This is a genomic window from Psychrobacter immobilis (assembly GCF_904846235.1).
Classification (GTDB): Bacteria; Pseudomonadota; Gammaproteobacteria; order Pseudomonadales; family Moraxellaceae; genus Psychrobacter; species Psychrobacter immobilis_C.
Map to the genome: position 1 here is coordinate 54,540 of NZ_CAJGZN010000013.1, position 22,443 is coordinate 76,982.

A 22,443-nucleotide genomic window follows, 5' to 3' on the forward strand; every position below is an offset into this window, starting at 1 on the left:
CTTATAGTAGTCTTGTATATCTACCCTTTTTACAGGAGTGGGGCAGGACACTATGACTTATACTTTCGTTATCCAACAATGCTATCTAACAATAAAAGAGCTTACTATGAATGCTGTTTTTACTTACTCCGTACGTTCGCTTATCACATTACAGCGCTTGCTAATGACAGGACTGATCGTTCTAGGAACTTTCACACTGAATGCACAAGCTGCAACGGTCAGTGTTAGTAATTATCCGCTATTCTTGTTAAGTGAAGCAGTAACAGAAGGCGCGCCATCAGCCAATCGACTATTGCAAGCGGGGGAGGTAGGACATCATGGTAGTATTAGCCCTGGTGATATCAAGGCAATCAAAGACAGCAAGTTCGTCGTATGGTTCGGTGAGCCGCTAGAAAACAATCTAGCAGCGAGCCTGAAAACAGCCCCAAATGCCATTGCTTTATTTGAGTTCGATGCATTCAATCGTCATCCATTACGTGATGTAAAGGGCGACGCTATCGCGGGTACACTAGATCCACATATTTGGCTAGATCCTGAAAATGCCAAAGCCATTACCCGTGCATTGGCTGTGATTCATAGCCATGCCAATCCACAATATAAGGACTTGTATCAAGCCAACGCGAAAAAATTTGCACAGCAACTAGACAAAGAAGTTACTGCATTTGAGCAAAGCTCTATTAAAAGTGCCTCAAAAACACGACCTTATTGGGCTTATCACGATGCTTATCAGTATATCGAAGACAGCTTACACTTAACGCTCGTTGGCAGCCTTAGCGTGGATCATCACCTATCACCCAAAGCAAGCCAACTACGTTGGTTAAACGAGCAACGCCCAGCTAAGCAAATGTGTTTGGTCAGTCCAAGTGAGCCAGCAAAAGGCTTACTTGCGAAGTTACAACCAGTGAAGAGTACGGTACAGCCAGAAGATATGAGTAGTAGCGATGACTTTATCAGCGGTTGGCAGAATATGGCCAAACAGATATATCAATGTATCTCGTAATGTAGCCAAAAACAGCAATTTGCTAGGATTGTTTGAGTTGGTTGTACAGCTTCGCTTTAAGCATTCATTACAGACTACGTAATATAGTAATCTTAGCAAAATGCGTTAGGTGACTGATAAAAGTCATATTTTACTTGCTTAATAGTTACGCTCTACCTATAATAAGTAGCGTTTTATTTTGGCCGAAAGGTAATGCCTGTAGAGTAAGTCATTCACGGATAAAATTATCATAAGTATGATATATTGTCCCAATGCTGTAAGGGCTATAGGAATACCGATGACCAAGCCTGCCAAACGCACGCAAAAAGACAAGATTGGCATCTATATTAAACGACAAGCATGGATACTATTTATCCTTATTATCATTGCTTGGATAGTAGATACTATTTGGTTACATAGTGAGCTTATGATAGCAAAAAGTGCTGCAATTGGTGCGCTACTAAGTTTTATCACTCAAGCAGTATTTGCGTTTTTTATTTTTTGGTACACCGGATATCGCGCGCGCCAACACATCGTTAGCCAGCTATATCGGGGTCAAATGTCAAAATGGTTATTGACCGTGTTTGGTTTTGCACTAATTTTTATTACCGTACAACCCCTATCTGCGCCAGCGCTGTTTATCGGTTTTATGGTAATGCAAATTAGTCACAGTTGGATGTTGTGGCATATACGCTAGCGCTAATAAATGATCGCTAAACAGATGGTTTATTAATAGTACTGGCAAGTCACCCTGCCGTCCAGCTTCTCTATGACTAGTTCGAAAAGTCGAAGCACAACGCTGTCTTAGGATAGCACCAGTGATTATAAAGACCGCACTATGAGTCTCAATGTTAGACGTAGTATGCAGTGAGAGGGTAGGGGTTATTCAACTATCTGTATCGCTGATAATTAGATTACTGATATCTAATTATGGTTAGTAGCTATATTAGCAAGTAAAACTGGTGGCTAACTTATTCATACAGTGGATAAAAAAATCACAATTGACTTTACACGAATACAACGCTGCATTAATATAGGCGGCTAAATATTTTGCTTATAAGCGTTACATTAAGCGCCGATCGTAAAAAACGGTCAGTGAGCAAGCACATATATAATAATTTTGCGTATAAAAATGCAAGGGCTATTACTGAGTTATCATAAGCCCTTTTTTGATAGCTAAAATTTATCTCACGCTATCAAATACTGCATATTAGTAATAGAACTATGGGTTGGATGTTGTTGGTTACATGAGTGATTTAGTACGGTTTATTTATTTGCTTAATAGCAAGATAGATATCCATACTACACCTCATCAGATGACAACCATATTTTTGGTAGTTGATTAAATCGTTGATTAATAAGAAGCTTACATTATGGCATCCGAGCAAACATCATCAGAATATATCTCTCACCACTTAACGAATTGGACGTATGGCTATCTGCCGGGCGAAGGTTGGAAAGTTGCTCATACTGCTGAAGAAGCAGGAGCAATGGGCTTTAACGCTATCCATCTTGATTCTATGCTATGGTCGATTGGTCTAGGTATCTTATTTTGCGCCGTCTTTTGGATGGTTGCCAAAAAAGTCACTTCAGGCGTGCCTGGAAAAACTCAGGCAGCAGTTGAGATGATCGTTGAGTTTGTTGATAACAACGTTCGCGATTCATACAGTGGTACATCAAAATTGATTGCGCCATTGGCGTTGACCATTTTTGTCTGGATCTTTTTGATGAACTTGATGGATTTGATACCTGTTGATTTCATTCCAGGTATTGCTGGGCAAATCGGTGCCGCTATGGGCCATGATCCACATCATGTTTTCTTTAAGATTGTTCCAACGACTGATCCTAACATCACGCTTGGCATGTCGTTCTCTGTCTTTGCACTGATTATCTTTTATAGCATTAAAGAAAAAGGTTTGGGCGGCTTTATCGGTGAGTTAACACTACATCCGTTTGGCGCCAAAAACCCAATCGTACAAGCGATTTTGATTCCCATCAACTTCATCCTAGAAGCAGTTACTCTAATAGCCAAACCTGTATCACTTGGTTTGCGTCTATTCGGCAACATGTATGCTGGGGAATTGATTTTCATACTGATTGCTCTAATGCCGTTTTGGATTCAATGGGCGTTATCGGTACCGTGGGCTATCTTCCACATCTTAGTTATTACACTTCAAGCGTTCGTATTCATGATGCTGACGATAGTTTACATGTCGCTTGCATCATCAACTGAACATTAATTAGACATTCAATAGGTAAATGAGGATACATCAATGGATCCAGTATTAGGTGGTTACACAGTTATCGCAGTAGCACTACTTATCGGTCTTGGCGCACTTGGCACAGGTATTGGTTTTGCTATTCTAGGTGGAAAATTCTTAGAAGGCGTTGCGCGTCAACCAGAGCTTGGCTCACAATTGCAAACTCGTATGTTCATCGTAGCAGGTCTTCTTGATGCTATTCCGATGATCGGTGTTGGTATTGCTATGCTATTGTTGTTCGCTAACCCTCTAGCAGGTTAATCCGAAAGCTCAGTTGTAAATGTTTGGTATTCGGAGACTTTCTATCAAATATAGTCAAGATTTGACTACCAAACATGATCAATGAAACTGATTTTTCATTAACAAAGAGGTGATCACGTGAATATCAATTTTACCCTCGTCGGTCAAGCCATTGCTTTTGCAATATTTGTGATTTTTTGCATGAAATTCGTGTGGCCACCACTTATCGGTGCCATCAATGAGCGTCAGCGTAAAATTGCTGAAGGTCTGAATGCCGCAGAAAAAGCAAAAGCAGATTTGGCGACCGCGGAGCAAAATGTCCAGCAGGAACTTGATCTTGCAAAGACCAAGGCTGCCGCTCTAATCGAGCAAGCGAACAAGAGTGCCAATCAGCTCGTCGAAGATGCAAAATCGCAAGCCCAAGCGGAAGGCGAGCGCATTCGTCAACAAGCGCAAGCATCTATCGATCAAGAAATCAATCAAGCGCGTGAGTCATTACGTGCCCAAGTTGCTGAACTGGCTGTACTTGGTGCAGAGAAGATTTTGCAAGACAAAGTCGATGTGCAAAAACATGCCAGTATGTTAGACCAACTGGCGGCGAAGCTGTAATTGTGAGGATATAATGGCTGACTTATCAACCTTAGCACGACCGTACGCTAAAGCCGCGTTTGACTATGCCAACGAAAACGGCGCAGTCAACGAGTGGGAAAACTTCTTACTTGTTGCTAGCACTGTTGTCAATGACAAGTCGTTCAGTACTTGGCTAGACAATCCAGCTGTTTCTGCTGAGCATAAGTCAGCTGCTTTGGTCGATCTTTATGATACGCAAGTAGCTAGCGCTAATGATTCTGCTTTTAAGCAGTTATTAAGCGAAGCTCAAGGGACTAGCCTTGACAGTAACGTAAGCTATCCAAAAGTATCAGTAGCACTTAGTAACTTCGTTAAACAGTTATCAGAACAAGAGCGTCTGGCGCTGCTTCCTGAAGTTTATGAGCATTATCGCCGTCACAAGGCAATAAGCTTAAAGCAGCTTGACGCATATGTGACCTCTGCCTACCCATTGACTGATGAACAGCGTCAAACGCTACAAACGCGTCTTGCTGCCTCGCTAAATGCTAGTGTAGTGATTCACGAATCAGTTGATCCAAGTCTATTGGCAGGCGCTACAATCAAAGTCGGTGACAAAGTCATTGATGATTCGATGCGCGGCAAGTTACAACAGTTAAAAACACAGCTAACTGCCTAATGCCAATCATCAATACAGTCAAATATTGACTGTATGATTATAAGAGCAATTAAGTCAGTGGGCGGGTTATCATAAATTAAAGGAAACAAGGCAATGCAACAATTGAATCCAGCGGAAATCAGTAACCTGATTAAGCAGCGTATTCAAGACCTTGATGCGGGTGCAACTGCAAAGAATGAAGGCACGATTGTCAAAGTATCTGACGGTATCGTGCAGATTCATGGTCTTGAAGATGCCATGTACGGCGAAATGATTGAGTTTGAAGGCGAAATCTACGGAATGGCTCTAAACTTAGAGCGTGATTCTGTTGGCGCGGTAGTACTTGGTGATTACCTAAAGCTGCAAGAAGGTCAAAAAGCCTATTGTACTGGTCGTATTCTTGAAGTACCAGTAGGTCCTGAGCTGTTAGGCCGTGTTGTTGATGCTTTGGGTAATCCTATTGATGGCAAAGGTCCTATCGATGCCAAGATGACTGATAAAGTCGAAAAGATCGCTCCAGGCGTTATCGACCGTCAATCAGTAGATCAACCAGTAATGACTGGTTATAAAGCCGTTGATACCATGATTCCAATCGGTCGTGGTCAGCGTGAGCTTATCATTGGTGACCGTCAGACTGGTAAAACAGCGATGGCTATCGATGCGATCATCGCACAGAAAGCTTCAGGCATTAAATGTGTATACGTGGCTATCGGACAGAAACGTTCGACTATCGCTAACGTCGTACGTAAGCTTGAGCAAACTGGTGCACTAGAATATACCACTGTTGTGGTTGCTTCAGCATCAGAGCCTGCAGCACTTCAGTATATCGCACCGTACTCAGGTTGTACGATGGGCGAATACTTCCGTGACCGCGGCGAAGATGCACTGATTGTATTTGATGACTTATCAAAGCAAGCGGTTGCTTATCGTCAGATTTCACTACTATTACGTCGTCCGCCAGGTCGTGAAGCTTATCCTGGTGACGTATTCTATTTACACTCACGCCTACTTGAGCGTGCATCACGTGTAAATGCTGATTATGTAGAAAAATTCACTAACGGTGAAGTGAAAGGTAAAACTGGTTCTTTAACCGCACTACCAATCATTGAAACACAAGCTGGTGATGTATCTGCATTCGTACCAACCAACGTGATTTCGATCACTGATGGTCAGATCTTCCTAGAGTCTAGTTTATTCGCCTCAGGTATCCGTCCAGCAGTAAACGCTGGTATCTCGGTATCTCGTGTTGGTGGTGCCGCTCAGACTAAGATCATCAAAAAGCTATCTGGTGGTATTCGTACCGCTCTAGCTCAATATCGTGAACTAGCAGCATTTGCTCAGTTCGCATCAGATCTTGATGACGCAACTCGCGAACAGCTTGATCATGGTGAGCGTGTGACTGAATTGATGAAGCAGAAGCAGTATCAGCCGATGTCAATCTCTGAGCAAGCAGCCGTTATCTATGCTTCAAACGAAGGCTTCTTAGCTGACGTACCTGTCGAAAAGATTGGTTCTTTCGAAGAAGCGTACCTACGTTATATGCATGATGAGCAAAGTGAATTGATGCGTGAGATTGATGACACTGCGAACTACAATGATGATATCGCAGGTCGTTTAAAGTCATCTCTAGAGACCTTTAAACAAAATCACAGTTATTAATTTAACGGGTTAAGCCGAATTGGTTATAACTGTAGCTTAGAGCTGATAAAGTGGCGCGTTGTCTGACTAGATATTTGCGCCACTGTTTTAACCATTATCGGTATTAGATCGCGTAATGCCACAAGATATAAAATGTTATTCTGTAGGACTGATGTTGTATATCAAACGATTGTCGCATGCGCCAATGCTTTTTAACCCTCTTATATTGGAATCATTATGGCAAGCTTAAAAGAGATACGTGCCAAAGTCACCAGTATTAAAAGCACCCAGAAAATTACTCGTGCTATGCAAATGGTAGCGGCAAGTAAAATGCGCCGTGCGCAAGAGCGCATGGACGTGGGTCGCCCGTATGCTGATAGTATGCGCCGGGTTATTTCACATTTGGTGCATGCCTCATCAGACTATAAACATCCGTATATGGTATCGCGTCCAGTCAATAAGGTTGGCTATATTGTCATTACCTCTGACCGTGGCCTAGCGGGTGGTTTGAATATTAACTTATTCAAAGCCCTAACTAAAAGTATCCAAGATTATCAAGATCAGTCTGTACAGGCTGAGTTTGCAGTCATCGGTGCCAAAGGTGTGAGTTTCTTCAAAAACTTTGGTGGTAAAGTTACGTCGGCTGTGACCGATTATGGCGATAAACCAACGTTTGAACAATTGAATGCACCGGTTCAAGCGATGCTTGAAGACTATAATAACGGCAATATTGACCGTATTTATGTAGTCTATAACCGATTCGTCAATGCAATGACTCAGAAACCAACGGTTAATCAGTTGGTTCCTCTACCAGAGCAGTCATTTGATGATGAAGACAGTGGTCTACAGACAGAACTTAGCTGGGATTATATCTACGAGCCTGACATCAAGACGTTGATTGATGAATTGCTTGGTCGCTATATTGAGTCGATTGTTTATCAAGCGGTAATGGAAAACATTGCCTCTGAGCAGTCTTCACGTATGGTTGCGATGAAAGCGGCAACAGATAATGCTGGTGACCTTATTAACGATTTACAGTTGGTTTATAACAAGCTGCGTCAAGCGGCGATTACCCGAGAAATCTCGGAAATCGTTGGCGGTGCTGCTGCTGTTTCATAATTGACTACACCTATATATAGAAGTTCAAGGAGAACGCAATGAGTAGCGGTCGTATTGTACAGATTATTGGCGCGGTTCTTGACGTTGAGTTCAACCGTAATGAAGTTCCTCAAATTTTTGATGCCTTGCAAGTAGATGGTACCGAAACTACCCTAGAAGTACAGCAACAGCTGGGTGATGGTATCGTACGTACTATTGCAATGGGTTCAACCGAAGGTTTAAAGCGTAACCTACCTGTTACTAATACTGGTGCACCTATTTCTGTGCCTGTAGGTACTGGTACGCTAGGTCGCATCATGGATGTTCTTGGTCGTCCTATCGATGAAGAAGGTCCTGTTGTTGCTGACGAAAAATGGTCTATCCACCGTGAAGCGCCAAGCTACGCGGATCAGTCAAACAGCACTGAGCTACTAGAGACTGGTATTAAAGTAATTGATTTGCTTTGCCCGTTCGCTAAAGGTGGTAAAGTTGGTCTGTTTGGCGGTGCTGGTGTTGGTAAAACCGTTAACATGATGGAGCTGATCAACAATATCGCTCTAAAACATGAAGGTTTGTCAGTATTTGCTGGGGTTGGTGAGCGTACTCGTGAAGGTAACGATTTCTATCACGAAATGCAAGAAGCTGGCGTTGTAAACACTGAAGACTTTAGTAAGTCTAAAGTAGCAATGGTATATGGCCAGATGAATGAGCCACCGGGTAACCGTTTACGTGTTGCACTGTCTGGTTTGACCATGGCTGAGTACTTCCGTGATACCAAAGATCCTGTTACTGGCAAAGGTCGTGACGTACTATTGTTTGTTGATAACATCTACCGCTATACACTAGCGGGTACAGAAGTATCAGCACTACTTGGTCGTATGCCGTCAGCGGTTGGTTATCAGCCAACACTAGCTGAAGAGATGGGCTTACTACAAGAACGTATTACGTCAACTCAGTCAGGCTCTATTACTTCAGTTCAGGCGGTATACGTACCTGCGGATGATTTGACCGATCCATCACCTGCTACAACATTTGCTCACTTGGATGCAACAGTTGTACTAAGCCGTGATATCGCATCACAAGGTATCTATCCTGCGGTTGATCCACTCGATTCAACGTCGCGTCAGTTAGATCCACAAGTAATCGGCGAAGATCATTACAATGTTGCTCGTGGTGTTCAGGAAGTTCTACAGCGTTATAAAGAGCTTAAAGACATCATCGCTATCTTGGGTATGGATGAGTTATCAGAAGAAGATAAACTGGTTGTTTATCGTGCTCGTAAGATTCAGCGCTTCTTGTCTCAGCCATTCCACGTAGCTGAAGTCTTCACTGGTGCACCTGGTAAATACGTACCACTACGCGATACCATTGCTAGCTTTAAAGCAATCATCGCTGGTGAATACGATGACCTACCAGAGCAGGCGTTCTACATGGCTGGTAGCATCGATGAAGTAGTCGCTAAAGCTGAAAAAATGAAGTCTAAGTCAGCGTAAGTTGTATGAGCATAAGCTAACGAGTAGATATAATATAAACCTTGTATCTACTCTTCAGTAACGCATCGCAGTTTTACTGTTTTTTGATCGCGCTTTGATGGTAAGGAATTAAGTATGGCAACGTTACAATGTCGCGTCGTAAGTGCTCGTGAAGAGTTGTATTCAGGCGAAATTAGCATGTTAATAGCTACTGGTACCGAAGGCGAGATTGGTGTATTGCCAGGTCACACACCGCTTATTACTTTGCTAAAGCCAGGTGCAATGCGAGTGCAAACACCAAACGGTGAAGAAGAAGTAATTTACGTCTCAGGTGGTGTACTAGAAGTACAGCCTAAGATGGTTACGGTATTGGCTGATACAGCCATGCGTGCACACAATCTTGACGAAAGCAAAATCGTCGAAGCACGTAAAAAAGCTGAGCAAATGTTAGTTAACCAGTCTGATACGCTACAAACCAATGCGGCTTTGGCCTCACTTGCAGAGTCTGTAGGACAATTACAGACTATTCGTAAGTACAAAAACCGCGCGTAATTTATTACTGATAGCTCTAGCTAATAATTTAGAGTTGTCGCTAGAAATAATGATAAAAAGACAGTCCATTATATGGGCTGTTTTTTTATGCCTATTCATTATGAAATTAACGGTTCTGCATTGAATACACATGGTTATCACTTGGATAATATTTGTGGCAGTTCACTCTATTCTCAGGAAAAATTTTTTATTATCAATGAATCATCGCCTATTGGAATTTTCTTAAAAAGACACTGGCGACAACGGTAATATATGGTTATATTAGACATAACGTATTATAAGTAATGAGCAGTAACTGTACGCAATAATATTGGCTCGATGGTTTGGATAATAAGCAAACGATAGATAATCCAAATTGCAATGTACTAACGAAGTAATTGACGTAATTTCTGGACGCAAACTAAAGTTTTGATAGGGGTAGTTTATAGGTTTTGTTACCGACTATCAGCTATAGTATAGGAAGCTGATAATTTAATAGTATACTGTGCTACCAAGTTTGTAACAGCTATACGAACATCAATTGTGCCACTATATGGTGCTATTAATTTTACCGCTCTTACTTTTACTGCTTTTAAATTAGATGTATTAGAGGATATAACAATGACAACGAATGAAGAAGACAATACCCCCCGAATCTTGATTGTTGAAGATGATGAGCGTCTGGCCATGTTGACTCAAGATTACTTGGTCAAGAATGGTTTAGAAGTGGCAATTGAAACTGATGGTAATCGTGCTATTCGCCGTATCGTCAATGAGCAGCCAGATATGGTTGTACTTGATGTCATGCTACCTGGTAGCGATGGTTTGACCGTATGCCGTGAAGTACGCCCGCATTATCAAAATCCAATTTTGATGTTGACTGCACGTACTGAAGACATGGATCAGGTATTGGGTCTTGAGATGGGTGCTGATGACTATGTTGCCAAGCCTGCTCAGCCACGTGTATTGCTTGCCCGTATTCGTGCGCTACTGCGCCGCTCAGAAAATGCACCATCAGAAGATGTGCCACAACGTCTGGAGTTTGGCGAGTTAGTAATTGATAACGGCGGTCGTTCAGTTAACCTAGGTGATGAGTTGGTTGATTTCACCAGTGCTGAATATGATCTACTATGGTTACTTGCTTCTAATGCAGGTCGCATCTTGTCACGTGAAGATATCTTTGAGCGTCTACGCGGTATTGAGTATGATGGTCAAGATCGTTCAATTGACGTACGTATCTCACGTATTCGTCCAAAAATCGGTGATGATCCAGAAAATCCAAAACGTATTAAGACCGTACGTAGTAAAGGCTATCTATTCGTAAAAGAAGGCAACTAATATTGTTGCTTCTATAGGTTGATTAATTATTAATCACTATTCGAAAAAACCAGCAACGATGCTGGTTTTTTTGTGGCTAAATTTTAATTTTTAAACTTAAATGCAGTGTTATGTGGTTTAATTAACCCATTATTATAGACGCTGACTAAATATATGTCATACATATAAATCTTTGGATGATTGCTGCATATGGATTAAAATGTGGTAATTAAAAGTCAAAGTCTATCTCTATTCGATCATGTTCGATATCATCAAACACATAGCACTATCTATATGTTTGATGAGATTGGCAATCTCTATTTATTAAGTTGGTCACGGCACGTATGTCATTAGTCTCTTCTTTAAAACACAGTATTTTTGTTCGTATCTATGCTGGGCTACTTATAGTCTGTTTGTGTGTGGCACTGTTTGCGCAGTTATTGATGGATACCATCAATAAGGAGCGTGTGCAGTCCTATCGTGAAAATATGGCAAAGGGGGCATTTCATTTGGTGAGTGAAGGAATTGCTCACCAAAATAGCGAAGAAGAACGTGAATATTGGTTATCAGATGCGAGTAGTTTGTTTGGTACCACTTTTAAAGTCTTGCCTATTGATGAAGTAGATTTTAGCGCCAGTGAGTTACGCCGCTTTAAAAATGATAATACCGTTGTACGTTATTTCAACCAGCCTGTATATGCAGATGTTTATTATCGCTTACCGGATAATAAGAATGTATTAACAGCGAGAATCTCTCAAGTCACCGAGCAGCAAGTACGAGCAATTGCGGTATTTCTGTTAGATGATTTGTCTTATCACATGACGCTATCGGACAAACGCGCACGTTTGGCTGAATTGGAGAAAAAGTTTTCTTTCCCTTTAGCATTCAAAGCGGTCAATACGCTTGAGTTAGATTCAGATCAGATGGCTCGTTTGCGTCGTGATGAAGTTGTCATATCGCTGCAAGATACCAACAGTAGTACGAGTAACTCGGCGATTAGAGTAGTGGTACCCTCTGAAATCAATGATATGGCAATTTTGATTGGGCCTATACCGTTATTTAACTGGTTCCCGCTTAACTTAATTATTAGTATGATTCTTATAAGCATGTTCCTAATTAGCCTAGGTGTATATGCGCTCATCTTCCCGCTTGAACGTAAGCTACAATTGATTCAGGTAGGTGTGAATGAGGTCAGCCAAGGTAACCTTGATATTCAAGTACAAGTGATTGGTCAAGATGAAATAGCACGTTTGTCAGCAACTTTTAATTCCATGACCTCGCATATTAAACGTTTGATTGAATCACAGCGAGAGCTTACCCGAGCGGTTTCACATGAGCTTCGTACGCCAGTGGCTCGTATTCGATTTGCCGTAGATATGCTTGCTGATACGGATGACGAAGACTCACGTTTTATGCAGCGTGACTATATTGATGAAGATATTGAATCGCTTAATGGTTTGATTGATGAGATCTTGACCTATGCTAAGCTTGAGGAAGGGTCACCAAAGTTAGATTTAGAACCAGTAAACTTAAGAGAGCTGTTAGAGCAGATCGAGCGCGAAACCAATGCGCTAGGTAAATCTATCAAAATAGTAACCAGTTTACCAAATGCAAAAGTCACAGCAGTTGCGGATAGACGCTACTTACACCGTGTGATTCAGAACCTTGCAGGTAATGCGTTACGCTATGCAGAAACAACCATTATCATTAGTGCAGGTGTCAAAAAAGGCAATGCCTTCGTCAGTGTCGAAGATGATGGACATGGTATTCCTGAAGCAGATCGCGAAAAAGTGTTTATTCCATTCTCACGCTTAGATGACAGCCGTACACGCGCGTCAGGTGGCTATGGTTTAGGCTTGTCTATTGTATCGCGCATTGCCTTTTGGTTTAATGGTAGTATGAAAGTAGATGAGAGTCGTGAGTTAGGCGGTGCAAGGTTTGTGATGACATGGCCTATTAAACCATTGACGCAAATTCTTGCTGCTGATGAATTGACGCAAGAGAAAAGCGAGCGCGACTTTGATACTAAGTTGTCAGATTAGACCAAGTTATAGAGCTAAGCTATAAGAGCAAGCTATCAGACTAAATCATCAGACTAAATCATCAGACTAAATTATCAGGCTAGGCCATAATTATTAGTCATGATACTAAAGATAATCAGCGTCATCTTAGTGGTATAACAGGATACAGCTTTATAGCTGGGTGACGCGCTCGTCGCTATTTTTAAGACAGTTGGACAATGTCATAGGAGGCATAGGATGCCATATTTATTTGGTGGCTTGGTAGTGTTGAATGCGATTACGTTAGGCTATTATCTATTCTTAAAACAGCCGTCAACGACCCAAACACTACAAGCAGCTCAGGCTGAAATCACCCAGCCATTAGCTTTTACTAACAGTGCTGAGTATATCCCGCCGGCTATTGGTAGCAAAGACTAGCGTTGATATCCTTGCTTATTTAGTTTGAAGTTTTATCGCTATTTTGAATCTGGCACCGTACTATCTACCTCAGATACCTCTTCTACGTCAGCCGCTAACATAGTATCTCCAGCGACTTTAGAGAGTAGGGGAATACGTACGCATACTTGTAGCCCACCTTCAGGGTGGTTGATGGCTTCAACAGTACCATGATGTAATCGTGCAATACGATCAACGATCGCAAGACCTAGACCGCTACCTTGAGTAGTCCGTGCCGTCTCTCCACGTTCAAATGGTTGCATAATCCGCTCTAATTGATCGTCAGCGACACCATCACCGCAATCTCGTACACAAATCACTAGTTGTTCTTGAGCTTCTTTGTTCACCATATTTTCGCTGACCACATCCGTATCTTCGTCTTCGACAGTTTCTATGAATGTCGGTACAACCGTTGCCGATAAATAAATTGGTGGTTTTCCATAACGATTGGCATTATTGACCAAGTTGATAATCAGACGCTTGATGGATAATGGACGTACGGGAACGACCTTGTCGCATTCTGACTCATATACAAACTTCATTGGCGCAAACTGCACCATGACTTCATTAAATATAGTGTCTAGGTTGGTCAAGCTGACTGGCTCATCAGAACCATCTTTCATAAACGAGATGAATTGCTCCAAAATAGCATCCATATCCTCAATATCGTAAATCAGCCCTTCACGGAAGAAATCATCTGGTAGCATTTCTGCGGTTAAGCGCATACGTGTCAACGGCGTCCGCAAATCATGTGAGATGCCGGCAAGCATGATTGTTCGCTCTTTTTGCGCTTGGTTTAAGGTCGTAAACAGTCGGTTAAATGCCATATTAACTTGACGTATTTCTGTGGGGCCTTTCTGAGTGGGCAGTGTGGTTGCATGACCGAGACGAATATAGTTAGTAGCTGCCCGCTGTAGGTAGCGTAGCGGGCGATTCAACTGACGGGCTAATAGAATAATCGTTAGTAGCGATAGGATAGGCAGTCCGATCAAAAATAGCACCAGTAACGTCGGGCTATATTGTGAATAGTAAACCACAGGCTCACGCACCCAAAAACTATCATCACGGCTGTCTTGTACCCATAGCTGAGGTGTTGGCTTAAATTTAAAATAGACCTCTACAGGGCGGCCGAGCTGTGCACCGATTTCACGTTGTAATACATCCGTAAAAAAGCTCACGAATGGCTTGTCAGCGACTTCTGGAAAGTCGCTTGGGTTATTCACCACGACGACATGAGAGTGCTGGTAAATCCATTGACGTACTTCGGGACGACCTTGCCAGTCTTTATTGACGCTATTGATCAGCTGTAATTCACTCGTTAAATAACGCGCATGGTTTTTTAACTCTGGCAGATACAGACTGCGCCAAAAGAACAAAATCGATAAGCTCACACTGATAAGCACGATAAAGGCAACCATCAAGGTCGTTAGCCAAGTGTTGGAATAAGAGCGTGGCAGCCAACCTTTACGACGCGGCTTTGGGTTCGGAGAGATCATATGTGTCCAACAGAGTAAAAGAAAAGTTATTGTGATATAGCGTGTAGCTCTTTAAATACGATTGCCTTAAAGCTAGTCCGTGCATCAATCTATAGCGGTATATCATAGAATAGCATAATCAATAAATAGTACTGATACAGTATGCAATCGACGAGCGAGCCAAACAGTTATTGAAATAGATATAAAGTTAAGCTTAAGGATAAATGTATTTAGCAATCATCTATTTTTCAGAGAGAGCGACAGTAATCTATAGAATCTAAAGAAAAACTTTAAAAATAAGCCATTATTATCAGTTATATTTTACTTAGGTCGACATTTAAGCTATTGTTAATAAATAATTAAATATGCACAGTTTATGTTTTCAACAAATAAAGACTGTGATATAATTATGCCCTTTTTGGTATACCTGCGAAAGAGAGAATTCACATGGTTGTTATTCGTTTAGCACGGGGCGGTGCCAAGAAACGCCCATTTTATCAAGTAGTTGTTGCTGATCAACGCCGCGCGCGTGACGGTCGCTATATTGAAAACATCGGCTTTTTTAACCCACTCGCTAAAGAGTCTGAAGAAGCAGTACGCCTAAACATGGAAGCGTACAATGCGTGGATCGCAAAAGGTGCACAACCTTCAGATCGCGTTGCTTCATTAGCAAAAGCTTACAACAAGTCTGCAGCTCAAACTGAAGCAACTGCTTAAGTTTTGGTTGTTACTGAGACGTTCATAGCAAAACTATGACATGACTCAGTAGACTTTAGAATACATAGCGTAACTGGTCTGACCAGGGTGCGCCATTAACTGTTTATCGCTTTTGACGCAATTGTTTTTGCAATTGCTGTTTTAATCATTGTTAGGTTAGCTGCTATGTCATCTGTTCCAAACGCTAGTGCCCTTATGAAAATTGGTCAGCTTAAGAAGCCTTACGGCATTAAAGGCTGGCTTTGGGTATTCAGTGATACGGATGACCGTACAGCAATATTCGACATGAAGCCGTGGTGGATGAAAACTGCCACTGGCATGAAACCTTTGACTGTGAAGGCTTGGCGTGAGCAAGGAACAGGAATTGTGGCTCAATTTGAGCAGATTCCTGATCGTAATGTTGCTGAGACTATGAACGGTGTTACCGTTTGGGTCGAACAAAACGTCCTGCCTGAAACAGCTGAAGACGAATATTATTGGTCGGCTTTGGTCAGTCTGCGCGTGATGAACGAGCAGGATGAGTATCTAGGTAATATCACTGAAATGTTTGAAACCGGTGCCCATGACATCATGCGTGTAACGGCAAATTCAGACAGTTTGGACAATGAAGAACGCCTGATTCCATGGCATAAGCAGACTGTGATAGAAGTCAATATGACTGAAAAAACAGTGCTTGTGGCATGGCCGAGTGATTACTAATAGCGTTTCTGGCTTTTTAGTCAGACATTATTAGTACTTACACCGATTGTTTTAGCCTTAACGCAAGTAGACATCAGATGTATTTTGCCGTAATTAGTATTTTTCCTGAGATGTTTGCCACGATTCGTGAATTTGGAATCACGGGCCGAGCAGTGACTCAAGATCAAGTTACGATTGAATGCATTAATCCACGTGATTATACCACCGATAACTATCGCCGTATTGATGAGCGCCCTTATGGGGGTGGTCCTGGGATGGTGATGATGGCTGAGCCATTATCGAAAGCCATTGAGGATGCACGATTACGTGCCAGTCAACATGGTTGTCGTGTCGATAGTGAGCACTGTCCGGTGATTTATATGTCACCGCAAGGACAGACGCTTAGTGAGAGTAGCGTAGTCAATATGACTGATTACGATGGCATGATTTTATTATGCGGTCGTTATGAAGGTATTGACGAGCGTTTACTATCACAATATGTCGATATGGAAGTATCGTTAGGTGATTACGTGTTGACTGGTGGCGAGTTGCCAGCAATGGTGCTGATGGATAGTGTGATACGTCGTCTGCCCGATATCATGGGTGATGACAAGTCAGCGGAGCAAGACTCTTTTGTCGATGGCTTGCTTGACTGTCCACACTATACTAAGCCGCATGAGTTTGCGGGTATGGCGGTTCCTGAGGTATTACTTTCAGGTCACCATGCCAATATCGCTAAGTGGCGTTTTAGTCAGCAAGTCAGTCGTACGCAAACGCGTCGTCCAGACTTATGGCAAGCGTTTACCCCAACGGTAGAGCAAGCAAAGTGGTTGAAAGCATTGGCCAAAGCAGATAAAAAGTAGGTTTTTAAAATCTGACTTTATCGTTACCAAGTTTGATAAACAGTTAAGAAACAGAATTTTGAGCAATAATAAAACGAGTCATAGCATAGTGGCCGTTGGTTATAACCCATTTACGTTGTGTCTCACTATAAAGAGATGCGATTAATTATTACAAACAGGTGATATGCGTCAAGCCTCTATTATCTAATGTGAGGAGATAACTCTCATGAGCAACAAGCATCCATTGGTTCAGGTCATCGAAAACGCTCAATTGCTTGAGCGCCCAAGCTTTGCACCCGGCGATACCGTTGTGGTACAAGTAAAAGTACGTGAAGGTGAGCGTGAGCGTTTACAGGCTTTTGAAGGCGTTGTAATTGCTAAGCGTAACCGCGGTTTAAACTCAGCGTTTACCGTACGTAAAATCTCAAGCGGCGTTGGCGTTGAGCGTGCATTCCAGTTGCATTCACCAATCATCGATAGCATCGAAGTGAAACGTCGCGGTGCTGTTCGCCGTGCGAAACTGTACTACTTACGTGAGCGTTCTGGTAAATCAGCACGTATCCGCGAAAAACTTGCGCCACGTCCAGCTCAGAAAAAAACTGACGCTGGCGTACCTGATGCAGTTGATACTGCACCTGGTATCTAAGCACAAGTTTGCCGTTTTGAGTTAGTCCTATAATTTTAGTATTGGCTCAAGACAAGGTAATAGTAGATACAAGCCCTTATTCATAGGTTTATTTATAAATAAGCGGGCCATACCAAAAAAGACGAAACCCCAATCTATGCGCAAGCTAGATTGGGGTTTTTGTATGTATAACATTAATAATTTAAGTTTTATCAGCTCTGACAGTGCCAGTTATAAGCTAAAACTTATTGAGCATCAAACGTATCGATGCGGTTGACTTGCTCTTTGGACTTACTGTATTTGCGCAGTCTAATGTATAACGTCTTGGTAACGGTCGCGATTAGCTTTTGCTGCTCATCAACGATGTCGACTTTGTACTCACGAAATACGGCTTTACCCTCTTTTGCCAACTCTTGAATGGTAATGATTTCAGAGCTAGGTATTTTCATGCGTGCAGTGACTTTACTATTGCCAGGCGCAACAAAATCAATGTGTGAGCTTTTGTCCCACACCACATAGTTGCTACCCAATTGATGCATCAGCATAAGCATATAAAAAGGGTCAACCATTGAATATAAGCTACCACCGAACTGAGTACCGACGATATTTTTGTTTAGAGTGTTTAGTCCCATGCTGACTACGCACAAACCCTGATCGAGACTAATATGATCGATTTTGATACCTGCGCCAATGTATGGTGCATAAGTATTAAGGCGTAGCTTTAATAAATGCGGTGTCAGCAATGGCATGATGCTTTGCTTGGCCCGACGTTTCAAGGTCTCAAGGTTGGTAGGTAATACGCTCATAAACTTGTCCTGTTGCCTTTTCTCAATTTTTTGATTGTATCAATAATGCGGTTTTACACAGTATCACTGGTAAATAAATCGATAAAAAGTATTTATCATAATTAAAAAGTACTCAGCCCGCTAGCTCTAAAGCGTAACCGAAATGACATATTTATGCCCACTTACAAGTAACGATCGTTATTTATTATAACTATCTTTGCTATTCATCTATGTGATAAAAATCTACCTAGATGTAAACAATTATCAATAAAATGGTCGTTTATCCTAATTCAAAGTCTATAACAGAGAGATTTTTTACTCATGGTTTTCTATTAAGGTCAATTTTGTCTCAAATAGAAACTTTAGTTTATATATTATAATGAGATACATAGTATCTTTAAATGGTTTTAGGTTCGCATTTCATCAAGTCTTGGCATACAATAGTTCGCAGTTTGTAATAGGCGCTTTGGTCTATGACATTAGAGCAGAGCGTGTGTAGTCAATCAAAGATGTAATCGACACAAGGAAATGTGATGAGTAACCCTCAGACCCCCTCTTCAGGGTCTAATCCGCCGACCTCGAACGTAAACCACGACAGTCAAGTACAAGGCAGTTATGTAGATTTGCATAAGCCCAGTTCTAGTTTCGACAGTCGTGATGCTTATTTAAACCATGAATTACAAATCATGCAGCCGAAACGTTGGCGTCCTAATTTACCATTCCGTGATTACCGTTTTGAATACGAAGATACTATTCCAGCAATGGCCGCGACCATTGGTAAAGTTGTTATGGTGGGCGCCATTGCAGCAACCTTTGCAGGTCCACTCGGCTTAGGTGATGCGTTTGTTCTAGAAAACGTACGCTACGAGCTATTGATCGTCTCCTTCTTTATTATCTTATTTTCGGGATTTTTATTGCCGACGGCCAACCTTGCTGGTACTCACGGTCCACTTATTCCTTTGATTCCTATTGTGGTAGCAGCTGGTGGGCACCCGATGGCCTTTGGTTTGCTTATCGGTGCTTTTGGTCTGCTCCTCGCGATTAGTAAAGGGGGGAGTCTACTAGCCAACTTAACCAGTAAAGGTGTGTGCGGTGGCCTATTGATTTACTTGGGCTTTATCGGTACCACATCACAGGTCAAAAATCTCTTTGCTTGGGCAGAAGGGATTGGCATGTCGCATATCGCTTTCTTTATTATTCTGGCGACTATTCTGCTGTATGCATTGCTTGAGCATTGGCAAAAACGCTGGCTCGCGGTTCCGCTAAGCTGTGTGTTAGGTGGAGGTCTTGCATTTGCATTGGGCGCACCTTTTGAGTTCAAAACAGCGCCAGGTCTACCAAACATGAATCCAATGTATTGGTGGGGCGAAAACACAGGTTGGATGTTAGGTCTGCCGACGATTGAAAGCTTCATTGTAGTACTGCCGTTTGCTATTTTGGCCGTGGCAATGTGGTCGCCAGATTTCTTGGGCCATCAGGTGTTCCAAAAAATCAGCTATCCTAAGCGTACTGAAAAAGTGCTTATGGATATTGATGACACCATGACCAGTGCTTCATTTCGTCAGGTAGTCGGCTCTGTATTGGGCGGCTCCAACTTTGCGTCATCTTGGGGAACGTATATTGTTCCTGCGGCGATTGCTAAACGTCCAATTCCTGCCGGTGCTTTATTGACGGCTCTATTTTGTATTATCGCAGGGGTTTGGGGCTATCCGATGGATTTGGCCATTTGGCAGCCAGTGATGTGTGTGGCCTTGATCGTTGGGGTATTTATTCCATTACTAGAAGCTGGTATGGAGATGACGCGTGAAGGTAAAACCACGCAATCTGCTGCTATCGTGGTATTCGCATCGGCATTGGTCAACCCAGCCTTCGGTTGGTCGCTCACATTGTTGCTTGATAACTTAGGTCTGATCGGCTCTAAAGAACGTAGTGCGAATTTGACTAAGATGAGCCGCTGGATCATACCGGGTATTATGTTCGTGGTACTGACAGGTGTCATGGCTATCGTCGGTATGCTGCCGGGTATCCCAGCACTGATGGCAAACTTCCGTCATTAGTAGTATGTGATTGAATAAACGATAATAGAATAAACTAAGCCGGCGAAAGCTGGCTTTTTTATGGGTAGCGCTGCGATAATAATTGGCTTGTAAAACAATGACTCCCGCCCCATAACTAGCAGTATTACTAAGATTTTTAAGAGCAATAAATTCTATGGTTAATGTCTCAGAATCGAGTCCTGTCGATGATAAAAAAGCCCGTCTTAAGCATCTGATTAAACGCCTGCCTAACTTGCCAGGGGTGTATAAGATGCTGGGTAAGAACGGCGATATATTATACGTTGGTAAAGCTAAGTCGCTAAAAAGCCGAGTAAATAGCTATTTTGCCAAGACGATTGATCATCCAAAGACGCGGGCGCTAGTGGCGCGGATTCATAATATTGAGACTATCATTACGCGTAGTGAGACCGAAGCGCTGTTGCTTGAACAGAATCTAATAAAAGAGCATCGTCCACCTTATAATGTGCTGCTGCGTGATGATAAATCCTATCTGTATGTATTTATCTCAGCCGATAAGCCTTATCCACGTTTGGCTTACGGTCGCGGCAAAGGCAATCATCAAAAAGGTCGATTCTTTGGCCCGTTTCCCTCTGCACATGCGGCAAAAGAAACGTTGGTCTTGATGCAAAAGATGTTTCAAATGCGTCAATGTACCAATACCTTTTTTAAGCAGCGTCAACGTCCTTGCCTTGAGTATCAGATCAAACGTTGCCGTGCGCCCTGTGTCGGTTTGGTATCGCCAGAAGAGTACGCAGAAGATGTGAACAATACCATCCGTTTTTTAAAAGGCGACTCTAGTGACATCCATATTACGCTGATTGAAAAGATGGAAGCGTCAGCTGAAGCGTTAGATTTTGAAAAGGCGGTATTTTATCGCGATCAGCTGTCCATGCTACGTGAAGTACAAGCAAGGCAAGCAGTCTACACAGTACAAGGTGAGGCAGATGTGATTGCGATTGCCAGTCAAGCTGGCATGACCTGTGTGAACGTACTGACGGTACGTGGTGGACGTGTATTGGGTGGAAAAAATTATTTCCCAGATGTGGATAGTAGTGAGTCGCTAGCAGACAATTTATCGGCTTTTATTACCTCATTTTATTTCCAAGTGACCGATGATTTGCCCGCAGAAATTATATTAAGCCATCAGATACCAGATCAGGTGGCAGTAAGCGAAGCATTGGCAACGCACTTTGATAATAAAGTAGTCATCAAGACCAATGTACGCGAGCATCGCTCAGAGTGGCTGGACTTAGCCACATTGAATACCAGTAATGCACTAAAAACCAAGCTTGGCGATTATTTAGAGCTGCATGCACGCTTCGGCGCACTAAAAGACGTATTGGCAACTGTCACCGATCGGACGATTGATCGTATTGAATGTTTTGATATCTCACATACGATGGGTGAGGCGACCATTGGTAGCTGCGTGGTATTTGACCAAGGTGGCTCGCGCCGTCGCGATTACCGTCAGTATGCTATCCATGATATCCAAGGTGGCGACGACTATGCGGCGATGAAACAAGTGCTGACCAGACGTTATAAGAAGCAGCCATTGCCAGATTTACTACTGATTGATGGTGGTAAAGGTCAGCTTGGCATTGCCAAAGAAGTATTAACTGAGTTGAGTATTCTTGGCGATACCTTGCTCATCAGTGTGGCAAAAGGGGAAGGGCGCAAGGCTGGGCTTGAGGTATTGCACTTTATCGATCACGAACCGTTAGATCTACCGATGGATAGCAAAGCATTGCACTTGCTTATGCATATTCGTGATGAGGCGCATCGTTTTGCGATTACTGCTCACCGTAAGAAACGTGATAAGCGTCGCTCGTCATCAGTGCTAGAGGTAATACCTGGGCTGGGTGAGAAACGTCGTCGTGACTTGCTCAATCACTTTGGTGGTATGCAACAGCTACTTGGCGCTTCGCAGCAGGAGTTGGCAGGCGTACAAGGTATCGGACCAGTACTCGCAAAAACGGTTTATAAAGTACTGCATGAGTAAAGAGTTAGATATTATCAAGCATCAGTTTTTATCTTATTAATTGACTAT

At 42.5% G+C, this 22,443-nt stretch carries 21 protein-coding genes; 19 read left to right on the forward strand and 2 right to left on the reverse strand.

Annotation, left to right across the window (positions count from 1 at the left end; translation table 11 throughout):
• The first annotated feature begins 106 nt into the window (after positions 1-106).
• From JMX07_RS09750 to JMX07_RS09810, 13 genes are all read left to right on the forward strand, one after another.
• A complete protein-coding gene (locus JMX07_RS09750) occupies positions 107-1,000 on the forward strand; it encodes a metal ABC transporter solute-binding protein, Zn/Mn family (RefSeq protein ID WP_227684765.1) in 894 nt (297 codons plus the stop codon).
• A gap of 277 nt (positions 1,001-1,277) precedes the next feature.
• Positions 1,278-1,676, forward strand: coding sequence for an ATP synthase subunit I (locus tag JMX07_RS09755; protein ID WP_201607692.1), 399 nt, complete (start codon positions 1,278-1,280; stop codon positions 1,674-1,676).
• 676 nt (positions 1,677-2,352) lie between these two features.
• The gene (atpB, locus tag JMX07_RS09760; RefSeq protein ID WP_101205957.1) at positions 2,353-3,219 is read left to right on the forward strand and encodes a F0F1 ATP synthase subunit A; all 867 of its coding nucleotides are present in this window, start codon (positions 2,353-2,355) and stop codon (positions 3,217-3,219) included.
• 33 nt (positions 3,220-3,252) lie between these two features.
• Positions 3,253-3,501: a F0F1 ATP synthase subunit C gene (gene atpE / locus JMX07_RS09765; RefSeq protein ID WP_010197960.1), complete on the forward strand. Its 249-nt coding sequence runs from the start codon at positions 3,253-3,255 to the stop codon at positions 3,499-3,501.
• Between the two features lie 117 nt (positions 3,502-3,618).
• Positions 3,619-4,089, forward strand: coding sequence for a F0F1 ATP synthase subunit B (locus tag JMX07_RS09770; RefSeq protein WP_101205956.1), 471 nt, complete (start codon positions 3,619-3,621; stop codon positions 4,087-4,089).
• A 13-nt stretch (positions 4,090-4,102) separates the two neighbouring features.
• The gene (locus tag JMX07_RS09775; RefSeq protein WP_057762004.1) at positions 4,103-4,726 is read left to right on the forward strand and encodes a F0F1 ATP synthase subunit delta; all 624 of its coding nucleotides are present in this window, start codon (positions 4,103-4,105) and stop codon (positions 4,724-4,726) included.
• Positions 4,727-4,819: 93 nt separating this feature from the next.
• Positions 4,820-6,364 carry a F0F1 ATP synthase subunit alpha gene (gene atpA / locus JMX07_RS09780; RefSeq protein ID WP_057762002.1) on the forward strand — a complete coding sequence of 515 codons (1,545 nt, stop codon included), beginning with the start codon at positions 4,820-4,822 and terminating at the stop codon, positions 6,362-6,364.
• A 216-nt stretch (positions 6,365-6,580) separates the two neighbouring features.
• The gene (gene atpG / locus JMX07_RS09785; RefSeq protein WP_101205955.1) at positions 6,581-7,462 is read left to right on the forward strand and encodes a F0F1 ATP synthase subunit gamma; all 882 of its coding nucleotides are present in this window, start codon (positions 6,581-6,583) and stop codon (positions 7,460-7,462) included.
• Between the two features lie 38 nt (positions 7,463-7,500).
• Positions 7,501-8,934 carry a F0F1 ATP synthase subunit beta gene (gene atpD / locus JMX07_RS09790; RefSeq protein WP_057761998.1) on the forward strand — a complete coding sequence of 478 codons (1,434 nt, stop codon included), beginning with the start codon at positions 7,501-7,503 and terminating at the stop codon, positions 8,932-8,934.
• A gap of 114 nt (positions 8,935-9,048) precedes the next feature.
• Entirely contained in the window at positions 9,049-9,465 is a 417-nt protein-coding gene (locus tag JMX07_RS09795) for a F0F1 ATP synthase subunit epsilon (RefSeq protein WP_057761996.1), read from the forward strand.
• Positions 9,466-10,065: 600 nt separating this feature from the next.
• Positions 10,066-10,782, forward strand: coding sequence for a response regulator (locus JMX07_RS09800; RefSeq protein ID WP_057761994.1), 717 nt, complete (start codon positions 10,066-10,068; stop codon positions 10,780-10,782).
• A gap of 323 nt (positions 10,783-11,105) precedes the next feature.
• Positions 11,106-12,803, forward strand: coding sequence for an ATP-binding protein (locus JMX07_RS09805; RefSeq protein WP_201607695.1), 1,698 nt, complete (start codon positions 11,106-11,108; stop codon positions 12,801-12,803).
• A 216-nt stretch (positions 12,804-13,019) separates the two neighbouring features.
• The gene (locus JMX07_RS09810; RefSeq protein ID WP_201548390.1) at positions 13,020-13,199 is read left to right on the forward strand and encodes a hypothetical protein; all 180 of its coding nucleotides are present in this window, start codon (positions 13,020-13,022) and stop codon (positions 13,197-13,199) included.
• Between the two features lie 38 nt (positions 13,200-13,237).
• Here JMX07_RS09810 and JMX07_RS09815 read toward each other — a convergent pair whose 3' ends face one another.
• A complete protein-coding gene (locus tag JMX07_RS09815; protein ID WP_201607698.1) occupies positions 13,238-14,713 on the reverse strand; it encodes an ATP-binding protein in 1,476 nt (491 codons plus the stop codon).
• 426 nt (positions 14,714-15,139) lie between these two features.
• Between JMX07_RS09815 and rpsP the strand changes: the two genes are divergently transcribed.
• From rpsP to rplS, 4 genes are all read left to right on the forward strand, one after another.
• The gene (gene rpsP / locus JMX07_RS09820; protein ID WP_021812802.1) at positions 15,140-15,409 is read left to right on the forward strand and encodes a 30S ribosomal protein S16; all 270 of its coding nucleotides are present in this window, start codon (positions 15,140-15,142) and stop codon (positions 15,407-15,409) included.
• 165 nt (positions 15,410-15,574) lie between these two features.
• Positions 15,575-16,108, forward strand: coding sequence for a ribosome maturation factor RimM (gene rimM, locus JMX07_RS09825; protein WP_201607700.1), 534 nt, complete (start codon positions 15,575-15,577; stop codon positions 16,106-16,108).
• A gap of 77 nt (positions 16,109-16,185) precedes the next feature.
• The gene (gene trmD / locus JMX07_RS09830) at positions 16,186-16,950 is read left to right on the forward strand and encodes a tRNA (guanosine(37)-N1)-methyltransferase TrmD (RefSeq protein WP_201607702.1); all 765 of its coding nucleotides are present in this window, start codon (positions 16,186-16,188) and stop codon (positions 16,948-16,950) included.
• Positions 16,951-17,155: 205 nt separating this feature from the next.
• A complete protein-coding gene (gene rplS / locus JMX07_RS09835; protein ID WP_165598205.1) occupies positions 17,156-17,575 on the forward strand; it encodes a 50S ribosomal protein L19 in 420 nt (139 codons plus the stop codon).
• A 224-nt stretch (positions 17,576-17,799) separates the two neighbouring features.
• On the opposite strand, the gene JMX07_RS09840 is transcribed toward rplS, so the two are convergent.
• The gene (locus JMX07_RS09840; RefSeq protein WP_201607703.1) at positions 17,800-18,360 is read right to left on the reverse strand and encodes a DUF4442 domain-containing protein; all 561 of its coding nucleotides are present in this window, start codon (positions 18,358-18,360) and stop codon (positions 17,800-17,802) included.
• A gap of 512 nt (positions 18,361-18,872) precedes the next feature.
• On the opposite strand from JMX07_RS09840, the gene JMX07_RS09845 reads away from it, so the two are divergent.
• Together JMX07_RS09845 and uvrC are read left to right on the forward strand one after the other, a co-directional pair.
• The gene (locus JMX07_RS09845) at positions 18,873-20,396 is read left to right on the forward strand and encodes a DUF3360 family protein (protein ID WP_179799115.1); all 1,524 of its coding nucleotides are present in this window, start codon (positions 18,873-18,875) and stop codon (positions 20,394-20,396) included.
• A 154-nt stretch (positions 20,397-20,550) separates the two neighbouring features.
• Entirely contained in the window at positions 20,551-22,395 is a 1,845-nt protein-coding gene (uvrC, locus tag JMX07_RS09850; RefSeq protein WP_201607704.1) for an excinuclease ABC subunit UvrC, read from the forward strand.
• The last annotated feature ends 48 nt before the right edge of the window (positions 22,396-22,443 follow it).

What these genes read in the sequence shown, in the direction of transcription:
- JMX07_RS09750 (WP_227684765.1), top strand. Translation starts at nt 107, where the DNA reads ATGAATGCTGTTTTTACTTACTCCGTACGTTCGCTTATCACATTACAG.
- JMX07_RS09755 (WP_201607692.1), top strand. Translation starts at nt 1,278, where the DNA reads ATGACCAAGCCTGCCAAACGCACGCAAAAAGACAAGATTGGCATCTAT.
- atpB (WP_101205957.1), top strand. Translation starts at nt 2,353, where the DNA reads ATGGCATCCGAGCAAACATCATCAGAATATATCTCTCACCACTTAACG.
- atpE (WP_010197960.1), top strand. Translation starts at nt 3,253, where the DNA reads ATGGATCCAGTATTAGGTGGTTACACAGTTATCGCAGTAGCACTACTT.
- JMX07_RS09775 (WP_057762004.1), top strand. Translation starts at nt 4,103, where the DNA reads ATGGCTGACTTATCAACCTTAGCACGACCGTACGCTAAAGCCGCGTTT.
- atpA (WP_057762002.1), top strand. Translation starts at nt 4,820, where the DNA reads ATGCAACAATTGAATCCAGCGGAAATCAGTAACCTGATTAAGCAGCGT.
- atpG (WP_101205955.1), top strand. Translation starts at nt 6,581, where the DNA reads ATGGCAAGCTTAAAAGAGATACGTGCCAAAGTCACCAGTATTAAAAGC.
- atpD (WP_057761998.1), top strand. Translation starts at nt 7,501, where the DNA reads ATGAGTAGCGGTCGTATTGTACAGATTATTGGCGCGGTTCTTGACGTT.
- JMX07_RS09795 (WP_057761996.1), top strand. Translation starts at nt 9,049, where the DNA reads ATGGCAACGTTACAATGTCGCGTCGTAAGTGCTCGTGAAGAGTTGTAT.
- JMX07_RS09800 (WP_057761994.1), top strand. Translation starts at nt 10,066, where the DNA reads ATGACAACGAATGAAGAAGACAATACCCCCCGAATCTTGATTGTTGAA.
- JMX07_RS09805 (WP_201607695.1), top strand. Translation starts at nt 11,106, where the DNA reads ATGTCATTAGTCTCTTCTTTAAAACACAGTATTTTTGTTCGTATCTAT.
- JMX07_RS09810 (WP_201548390.1), top strand. Translation starts at nt 13,020, where the DNA reads ATGCCATATTTATTTGGTGGCTTGGTAGTGTTGAATGCGATTACGTTA.
- JMX07_RS09815 (WP_201607698.1), bottom strand. Translation starts at nt 14,713, where the DNA reads ATGATCTCTCCGAACCCAAAGCCGCGTCGTAAAGGTTGGCTGCCACGC.
- rpsP (WP_021812802.1), top strand. Translation starts at nt 15,140, where the DNA reads ATGGTTGTTATTCGTTTAGCACGGGGCGGTGCCAAGAAACGCCCATTT.
- rimM (WP_201607700.1), top strand. Translation starts at nt 15,575, where the DNA reads ATGTCATCTGTTCCAAACGCTAGTGCCCTTATGAAAATTGGTCAGCTT.
- trmD (WP_201607702.1), top strand. Translation starts at nt 16,186, where the DNA reads ATGTATTTTGCCGTAATTAGTATTTTTCCTGAGATGTTTGCCACGATT.
- rplS (WP_165598205.1), top strand. Translation starts at nt 17,156, where the DNA reads ATGAGCAACAAGCATCCATTGGTTCAGGTCATCGAAAACGCTCAATTG.
- JMX07_RS09840 (WP_201607703.1), bottom strand. Translation starts at nt 18,360, where the DNA reads ATGAGCGTATTACCTACCAACCTTGAGACCTTGAAACGTCGGGCCAAG.
- JMX07_RS09845 (WP_179799115.1), top strand. Translation starts at nt 18,873, where the DNA reads ATGAGTAACCCTCAGACCCCCTCTTCAGGGTCTAATCCGCCGACCTCG.
- uvrC (WP_201607704.1), top strand. Translation starts at nt 20,551, where the DNA reads ATGGTTAATGTCTCAGAATCGAGTCCTGTCGATGATAAAAAAGCCCGT.